The organism is Micromonospora sp. AMSO12t (assembly GCF_008806585.1).
Lineage (GTDB): Bacteria > Actinomycetota > Actinomycetes > Mycobacteriales > Micromonosporaceae > Micromonospora > Micromonospora reichwaldensis.
Genome location: NZ_WAAS01000293.1, coordinates 1 through 7,556 on the forward strand (window position 1 = coordinate 1; position 7,556 = coordinate 7,556).

Annotated in this window: 6 protein-coding genes, 2 pseudogenes and 1 riboswitch; of the genes and pseudogenes, 3 read left to right on the top strand and 5 right to left on the bottom strand. The window is 74.9% G+C overall.

From position 1 onward, the window contains the following. A riboswitch (SAM riboswitch) is annotated at positions 1 to 101 on the bottom strand. This riboswitch is flagged as partial in the annotation. Between the two features lie 22 nt (positions 102 to 123). Then, the gene (locus F6X68_RS28195) at positions 124 to 1,614 is read left to right on the top strand and encodes a PrsW family intramembrane metalloprotease (RefSeq protein ID WP_151457097.1); all 1,491 of its coding nucleotides are present in this window, start codon (positions 124 to 126) and stop codon (positions 1,612 to 1,614) included. 9 nt (positions 1,615 to 1,623) lie between these two features. On the opposite strand, the gene F6X68_RS33700 is transcribed toward F6X68_RS28195, so the two are convergent. Both F6X68_RS33700 and F6X68_RS28200 read right to left on the bottom strand, forming a co-directional pair. Further along, positions 1,624 to 1,791: a hypothetical protein gene (locus F6X68_RS33700; protein ID WP_165947924.1), complete on the bottom strand. Its 168-nt coding sequence runs from the start codon at positions 1,789 to 1,791 to the stop codon at positions 1,624 to 1,626. Positions 1,792 to 1,881: 90 nt separating this feature from the next. Next, positions 1,882 to 2,220 (bottom strand): co-chaperone GroES, encoded by a 339-nt coding sequence (locus F6X68_RS28200; protein WP_151457098.1) that lies wholly within the window; start codon positions 2,218 to 2,220, stop codon positions 1,882 to 1,884. An 88-nt stretch (positions 2,221 to 2,308) separates the two neighbouring features. Between F6X68_RS28200 and F6X68_RS28205 the strand changes: the two genes are divergently transcribed. After that, a complete protein-coding gene (locus F6X68_RS28205) occupies positions 2,309 to 3,676 on the top strand; it encodes an AI-2E family transporter (protein ID WP_151457099.1) in 1,368 nt (455 codons plus the stop codon). A 4-nt stretch (positions 3,677 to 3,680) separates the two neighbouring features. Here the strand turns inward: F6X68_RS28205 and F6X68_RS34900 are convergent. Continuing rightward, positions 3,681 to 4,376: pseudogene (locus F6X68_RS34900) on the bottom strand (ATP-dependent DNA helicase); the annotation flags it as partial. 120 nt (positions 4,377 to 4,496) lie between these two features. After that, positions 4,497 to 5,917, bottom strand: a pseudogene (locus tag F6X68_RS34905) (ATP-dependent DNA helicase); the annotation flags it as partial. A gap of 69 nt (positions 5,918 to 5,986) precedes the next feature. Between F6X68_RS34905 and F6X68_RS28215 the strand changes: the two are divergent. Beyond that, positions 5,987 to 6,493 carry a DUF402 domain-containing protein gene (locus F6X68_RS28215; RefSeq protein ID WP_151457101.1) on the top strand — a complete coding sequence of 169 codons (507 nt, stop codon included), beginning with the start codon at positions 5,987 to 5,989 and terminating at the stop codon, positions 6,491 to 6,493. Positions 6,494 to 6,518: 25 nt separating this feature from the next. On the opposite strand, the gene sigJ is transcribed toward F6X68_RS28215, so the two are convergent. After that, on the bottom strand, positions 6,519 to 7,556 hold the full coding sequence (sigJ, locus tag F6X68_RS28220; protein ID WP_225852470.1) for an RNA polymerase sigma factor SigJ: 1,038 nt from the start codon (positions 7,554 to 7,556) through the stop codon (positions 6,519 to 6,521).

Genomic DNA, 7,556 nt, shown 5'->3' on the forward strand with positions numbered 1-7,556 from the left:
CGCGATCGGGCCGGGCCCGGTCATCACCCGGGGCACCCCACCGCGAACTCGACGAGGGTTGCCGGCCAGCAAGCCGGGGCTTGACGCTGGCGCTCGTGACCTGCCCGCAGCATAGCCGGGTGAATGCGGCCGGACCAGGCGGCCGGGGATGGCTACGCTGACCGCATGGCCGACACCCCGCCCGGCGCATCCCTGCCGCCGTCGCCGACCGCGCCCGCCGTTCCGCCGCCCGGTGGGGCGGGGCCCGGGATGCCGCTGCGTCGGTTGGGGTGGCGTCGGGCCCTGGTGCTGGCCGGTGCGGTCCTGTTCATCGCGGCGTGCGCGCTGTTCATGCTCTTCACGCTGGGCGAGAACCTGGGCGTCGAGGCGCTGCTGATCGGCGTGGCCGCCGCGATCCTCCCGGTTCCGGTGCTGGTGGCCTGTTTTCTCTGGCTGGACCGCTACGAGCCGGAGCCCCTGAAGTACCTGATCTTCTGCTTCGCCTGGGGCGCGTTCGTCTCCACCGCGGCGTCGCTGACCGTCAACGAGTTCTCCGCCGGGCTGTTCGAGGACTGGGGGCTGCCGACCGCGCTGACCGCGGTGCTGGTCGCGCCGTTCATCGAGGAGCTGACCAAGGCCCTCGGGCCGATCCTGCTGCTGATCTTCCGCCGGCGGGAGATCTCCGGGATCACCGACGCGCTGGTCTACTGCGGGCTCTCCGCGATCGGGTTCGCCATGGTGGAGAACATCCTCTACCTGGGCGGCCACGGCTACGCCAGCGGCGCGGAGCGGTACGGGCCGGCGACCGGCACCCAGCAGGTCATCGCCATCTTCATCGTCCGGATCCTGCTCTTCGGCTTCGCCCACCCGCTCTTCACCTCCATGACGGGGGTGGGGCTGGGCATCGCCGCGCGCACCGCCAGCCGGTGGGTCCGGGTGCTCGCCCCGCTCGCCGGCCTGCTGCTGGCGATGATGCTGCACGGGCTGTGGAACCTGCTGCCGACGCTCACCCAGGCCACCGGCCAGGCGTTGATCATGCTGTACGGCTTCATCGGCGTGATGGTGCCGGTCTTCTTCGCCATGGTCGGGCTCGCCCTGTGGCTCCGGGCCTGGGAGGGGCGGCTCACCGAGCGGATGCTGCCGGACTACGTACGGGCGGGCTGGCTGACCCCGCCGGAGGTGGCGGCGCTGAGCAGCCTGGGGCGACGGCACGCGGCCCGGGTGTGGGCCAAGCGGGTGGCCGGCGACGGCGGGCTGAGGGCGATGCGCGGCTACCAGTTCGCGACGACCCGGCTGGCGCTGCTGCGCGACGGCGCGCTGCGCGGCCTGGACCGGCGTCCGGTGGACCGGGAGCGGACCGCGCGGGAGGAACGGGAGCTGCTGGAGGCGATCGGCGCGTACCGGTCGTTCTTCGTGGGCCGGGACCCGCAGGTGCCGGCGGGCATCTGGGACGGGCACCGCTACCACCTGCGGTTCCCGGACGGCACGCAGCGGTCGGTCGAGGCGCCGGACGAGCCCGTCGTGCCGATCCCGGTGGTGCTCGTACCGCCGCCCCCGCCGCCGCCGGCCGGCTTCGGCCCGCCCGGCTGGTACGGCCAGCAGCCGCCGGCGCCGTGGCACCCCGGCGGCCCCTGAACCCGGTCGTCAGGTCATCAGGCTGGTGAGGAAGTCACCGAGGCCCTGCGCCATCGCCATCAGTCCCGCCCCGATCGCCTTGAACATCTCCGCCGCGCCCTCCGGCCGGAAGGCCATGAAGTAGATCAGGAACGCGACGCTCCCCCAGAGCAGAATCTTCTTCACTAGTACCGGCATCGCGTCCCTCCCCAGGGCCGGTGATGCGGCTGGCTTCCCGGCGGGGGGCGACGCAAACGGCACCGGCGCCCTCATCCGGGCGGGGTGGGCTCAGAGGTAGAGGCCGGTGGAGTCGTTCTCGACCCGCTCGGCGGCCACGGCGTGCACGTCGCGTTCGCGCAGCAGCACGTACCCGCGGCCGTGCAGTTCGACCTCGGAGCGGTCGTCGGGGTCGAAGAGGACCCGGTCGCCCGAGACGATGGCGCGCACGTTCGGCCCCACGCCCACGGCCGTGGCCCAGGCCAGCCGCTTGCCCACGGCGGCGGTCGCCGGAATCACGATGCCGGCGGTCGAGCGTCGCTCACCCTCGCTCCCCTCCATCCGCACCAGCACACGGTCGTGCAGCAGGCGGATCGGCAGCTTGGAGTCGAGATTCTCGTCGGCGGTCACGCCGCAGACGCTACCGTGTCCCGGTCGGCGGGCCGTGGGCGGTTACGCGCCGGGGGCCGGGGGCAATGTGTGGCGGACCTGCCCTACGGTGGCGTCGTCGGACGTATCCTGTCCGCCCACCGGCGTGGGCGGGCCGGTCTCATGCCAGGAGGTGCGCTTGAGCCGCTTCGAGCAGATCCGCGGACGGCTCCGTCGCGCGTACGAGTCGGGCCGGGAGGCGGCGCGGGCACGCCGTACGGATCCGGTCGACGGCCCCGAGTCGGCCGGCGTGGCCTCGCCGACGTCCCCCGGCCCGGTGGCGGCGCCCTCCGCGACCGTGGTCGGCGCCCCGCCGCCCGGGGCGATGCACAACTCCACCTCCAGCCGGGACGACGCGGACGTGCCGCACGCGTTGCGGATCGCCGCCGCGTGGTCCTGGCGGCTGATCGTGATCGGCGTCGTGGCCTGGGCGCTGCTGAAGGTCGTCGGCACCGTCCGGATCGTGGTCATCCCGCTGGCCGTCGCGCTGCTGCTCTCGGCGCTGCTCGCACCGGCGGTCGGCTGGCTGCTGCGTGCCCGCCTTCCCCGGTCCATGGCGACGGCGGTGGTGCTGGTGGGCGGCCTGGCCGCGGTGATCGGGACGCTGACCCTGGTGGTGAACGAGTTCATCCAGGGCGTGCCGGAGCTGAGCAAGAAGTCCTCCGAGGGCGTCCGGCAGATCCAGGACTGGCTGAAGACCGGCCCGCTGCACCTCTCCGACGGCCAACTCGACAACTACATCGAGGAGGGCCAGAAGTGGATCAACAACAACACCGAGAAGTTCACCAGCGGCGCCCTCTCCACGGCCGCCACGCTGGCTGAGGTGCTGACCGGCACGCTGCTGGTGCTCTTCGCCACGTTCTTCTTCCTGCGCGACGGCAACAAGATCTGGCGCTTCCTGGTCCGGCTCCTGCCGGTGGCCGCCCGCTGGAAGGTCGACGACGCCGGGCGGGCCTCCTGGGCGACGCTGGTCGCCTACGTCCGGGCGACCGTGCTGGTCGCCTTCATCGACGCGGTCGGCATCGGCGTCTTCCTGGTCATCTTCGACATCCCGTTCGCCTTCCCGCTCGCCGCGCTGGTCTTCCTCGGCGCGTTCATCCCGATCGTCGGTGCGACCCTGTCGGGCGTCGTCGCGGTCCTGGTCGCGCTGGTCGACAGCGGCCCGGTGACCGCACTGATCATCCTGGGTGCCGTGATCGGGGTGCAGCAGGTGGAGGGGCACCTCCTCCAGCCGCTGATCATGGGCCGGGCGGTGGCCATCCACCCGCTCGCGGTCATCATCGGCATCGCGGCCGGCGTGGTCCTCGCCGGGATCACCGGCGCGCTGGTCTCGGTGCCGCTGATCGCCGTGCTCAACACGGCCGTCCGCCGGCTCGCCGCCCGCACCGTTCCGGACACCCCGCCCGACGCCGTGGTCGTCGCCTCCCAGGCGCCCTGACGGGTCAGACCTTGGCGAGGCGGTCGAGGGCGCCCCGGGCGACCTCCGGCCGGGTGGTGTACCAGAACGGCGGCAGCGACCGGCGCAGGAACGGCCCGTAGCCCCGGGCCGTCTCCAGGCGCGAGTCGAGGACCGCCACCACGCCCTTGTCGCCCGTCGACCGGATCAGCCGCCCCACCCCCTGGGCCAGCCGGATCGCGGCGATCGGCACGCTGACCGCCGCGAAACCCGACCCCCCGCCGGCGTCCACCGCCGCGGCCCGCGCCGCCGCCAGCGGCTCGTCCGGCCGGGGGAAGGGCAGCCGGTCGATGACCACCAGCTGGCAGGCGTCGCCCGGCACGTCGACGCCCTGCCAGAGCGACATCACCCCGAACAGGCAGCTGGACTTCTCCTCCCGGAACCGGCGTACCAGCAGCGGCAGCGCCTCCTCGCCCTGGAGCAGGACCGGCAGGTCGGTCCGCGCGCGCAGCAGCTCCGCCGCCTGCTGCGCGGCCCGCCGGGAGGAGAAGAGGCCGAGGGTACGCCCGCCGAGCGCGGTGACCAGCTCGAGCAGCTCCTCGCCGGCCGCGTCGGGCAGCCCGGAGACGCTGGGCCGGGGCAGGTGCGCGGCGACGTACAGGATGCCCTGCCGGGGGTAGTCGAACGGCGAGCCGACGTCGAGGGAACGCCAGCCCGGCCCCGAGGTGGCCGGCGCCCCCGCCGTGCCGGTCGCCGCACCGCCCCCGGTCGCTCCGCTGCCCTCCGCCGGCCCGGTGCCGCCGGTGCGCCCGGCCGATCGGGCGGCCATGGCGGCGGCGGCCGGTGACGGCGGGTCGGCCGGGGGCGCCTCCAGGCCCAGCGCCCGGGCCACCGTGTCGAACCGGCCGCCCAGCGTCAGCGTCGCCGAGGTGGCGACGACCGTGCGCTCCTCGTACAAGTGGGTGGCGAGCGTGCCGGCGACCGAGAGCGGCGCGACCACCAGCGCCCGGCGACCGGTGTTGTCGTTCTTCTCCACCCAGGCCACGTCGTGGTCGGCCTCCTCCAGCAGCCGCTGCGCGGTGGCGGAGAGCTCGTCGAGCACGGCCTTGGCCTGCTGCTTGCGCACCGGGTCCGGGTCGTCGGACTTCACGTCGCCGATCGCGTCGAGGGCCGCCCGGGTGGCCGCGTCGAGCAGGGTGCACGCCTCGCGCAGCGGCGACGGCAGCCCCGAGGTGATCCGCCCGGCCGGCGCCTCGGCCAGCCCGACGGCCAGGGCGTCGCCGGCCGCGGTCAGCGACTCGGCGACGTCCGGCCGCAGCAGCGGGCGGGCCCGCTTCGCGGAGCGGTCGATCAGCTCCGGCACCAGCTCGGCCTGCGCGGCGGAGGAGACCCGGTCGGCCAGCTCGTGCGCCTCGTCGACGATGAGCAGCTTGTGCGGCGGCACGATGTGCCGGCCGGCCAGCATGTCCACCGCGAGCAGGCTGTGGTTGGTGACCACGATGTCGGCCTCCCGGGCGCGGGCCCGGGACGCCTCGGCGAAGCACTCCGCGCCGAACGGGCAGCGGGACGCGCCGACGCACTCCCGGGCCGGCATGGAGACCAGCCGCCAGGCCTGGTCGTCGACGCCCGGGTCCAGCTCGTCCCGGTCGCCGGTGTCGGTCTTCTCCGCCCAGTCGCGCAGCCGCTGCACCTGCTTGCCGAGCCGACCCGCCTCGCCGAGCCACTTCGTGCCGCCGCCGGGGCGCGCCGCCGGGGCGTCGAAGAGGCTGTCCTCCGGTTCGTCCTCTGTGGAGTTGTCCAGCCGGGCCAGGCAGAGGTAGTGGTGCCGCCCCTTCAGCACCGCGAAGGTGGGCCGCCGGCCGAGCACCGGCTCCACGGCGTCGGCGAGCCGGGGCAGGTCGTGGTCGACCAGCTGGGACTGCAACGCCAGGGTGGCCGTGGAGACCACCACCGGCCCGTCCACGGTCAGCGCGGGCGTCAGGTAGGCCAGCGACTTGCCGGTGCCCGTGCCGGCCTGCACCAGCAGGTGCTCCCGCGCCTGCACGCACTCCTCGATGGCGGTCGCCATCTGCTGCTGGCCGGGACGCGCCGCCCCGCCCGGCACCGCGCCGACCGCGGCGGCGAGCAGCTCCACCCCGCTCGGCCGGGTGCCCCGTCGCCGGCCTCCGGTGCGGGGCGAGGGGGCGGCGGAACCGGTGGCGAGGCGCGGAGTCACCGTGCGACGGTACCCGCCGTCCCCGACACCGGCCGCGCCGATCCGGGCGTGGCGTCGTCACGGTACGGTCTCCCACCGACCGCGTCCGGTTACTTCCGTGCGGCGACGGATGGGCGGTATCGGTTAGGGTGCGACTCATGCCGAGCGACGTGGTCCGCGTGATCTACCGCAAGTACGACGGCAGCGCCCACCGCGACTACCCGGCCCGCCGGCTGGCCGAGGACGAGCTCGGCGTCTGGCTCGGCGTGACCGAGGGCACGAAGTCCGTCTACCACGGTCGCCCGTCGGTGGAGCAGATCCCGTTCGTCCTCCTGGTGCCGCACCACGCCTGGTGGACCGGCATGTTCAACCCGCCGCCACGGACCAGCGAGGTCTACTGCGACATCGCCAGCCCGGCCCGCTGGGAGAACGACGACACCGTCCACCTCATCGACCTCGACCTCGACGTGGTGCGCCGCCGGACCACCGGCCTGGTGGAGCTGCGCGACGAGGACGAGTTCGCCGAGCACCGGGCCCGCTTCGGCTACCCGGACGACGTGGTGGCGCAGGCCGAGGCGGCGGCCCGGTGGCTGCTCGGGGCACTGGGCGACGGCACCGAGCCGTTCGCCACGTCGTACCGGAAGTGGCTGGCCCTGGTGGTCTGACCCGCCGGCACCGGCCCCCGGGCCGTCACCAGCGCGGCGGCCAGCCGTCCTCCTCCGCCAGCGGCGGCAGGTCGCCCAGCTTCTCCGGATTCAGCTGGTGGAAGACCCCGGTCACCCGGCCCTCGTCCACCGTGAGGGCGGCCACCACCCGCAGCGGTCGCCCGTCCGAGTGCCGGGTCTCCAGGTGCAGGCCCTCGACGCCGTCGACGAGCACCCGACGGGAGCGCAGCGTCCCGCCGTAGCGCCCGGCACGCCCGAACAGGCCCAGGAGGAAGCGGGCCACCGCGTCGGCCCCGAGCACCGGCCGCCGGGCCGCCGGGAAGTGGCCGCCGCTGTCGCCGACGGCGACCACGTCCGGGGCGAGCACCCGTACCAGCGCGGCAAGGTCGCCCGACTCGACGGCGGTCACGAAGGCGGCGAGCACGTGACGCTGCTCGACCGCGTCGGCGGTGTGCCGGGGCGCGTCGGGCGCGTGCACCGCCCGGCGGGCCCGGGAGGCGAGCTGGCGGGCGGCGGCGTCGGTCGTACCGAGCACCTCGGCGATCTGGGCGAACGGCACGGCGAAGACGTCGTGCAGCACGAAGGCCACCCGCTGCTCCGGCGCCAGGCGTTCCAGCACCACCAGCAGGGCGGTGCCGACCTGATCGGCGCGGACCGCCCGCTCCGCGGGGTCGGGCGCGAAGCCGTCGGGGCGCGGGCCCTGGTCGAGCGGCGTCACCACCGGCTCCGGCAGCCACTGGCCGGGGTACGCCTCCCGCCGTACCCGCGCCGAGCGGAGCACGTCCAGGCAGATCCGGGCGCAGGTGGTGGTCAGCCAGGCGCCGAGGTGCCGGATCTCGGCGCGGGCCGCCGGGTCGGCGAGCGCGGCGGCGTACCGCAGCCAGGTCTCCTGCACGGCGTCCTCGGCCTCGCTGCGGCTGCCCAGCATCCGGTGCGCCACCCCCAGCAGCCGCCCCCGCTCGGCCTCGAACTCCGCCACCATCTCCCGCACGCTGCCCCCGCTCCACTGCCGGGGCGCGTACCGCCCCGCCCGCCCGCGATTCTCCCGCCCCGCCCCCCACAC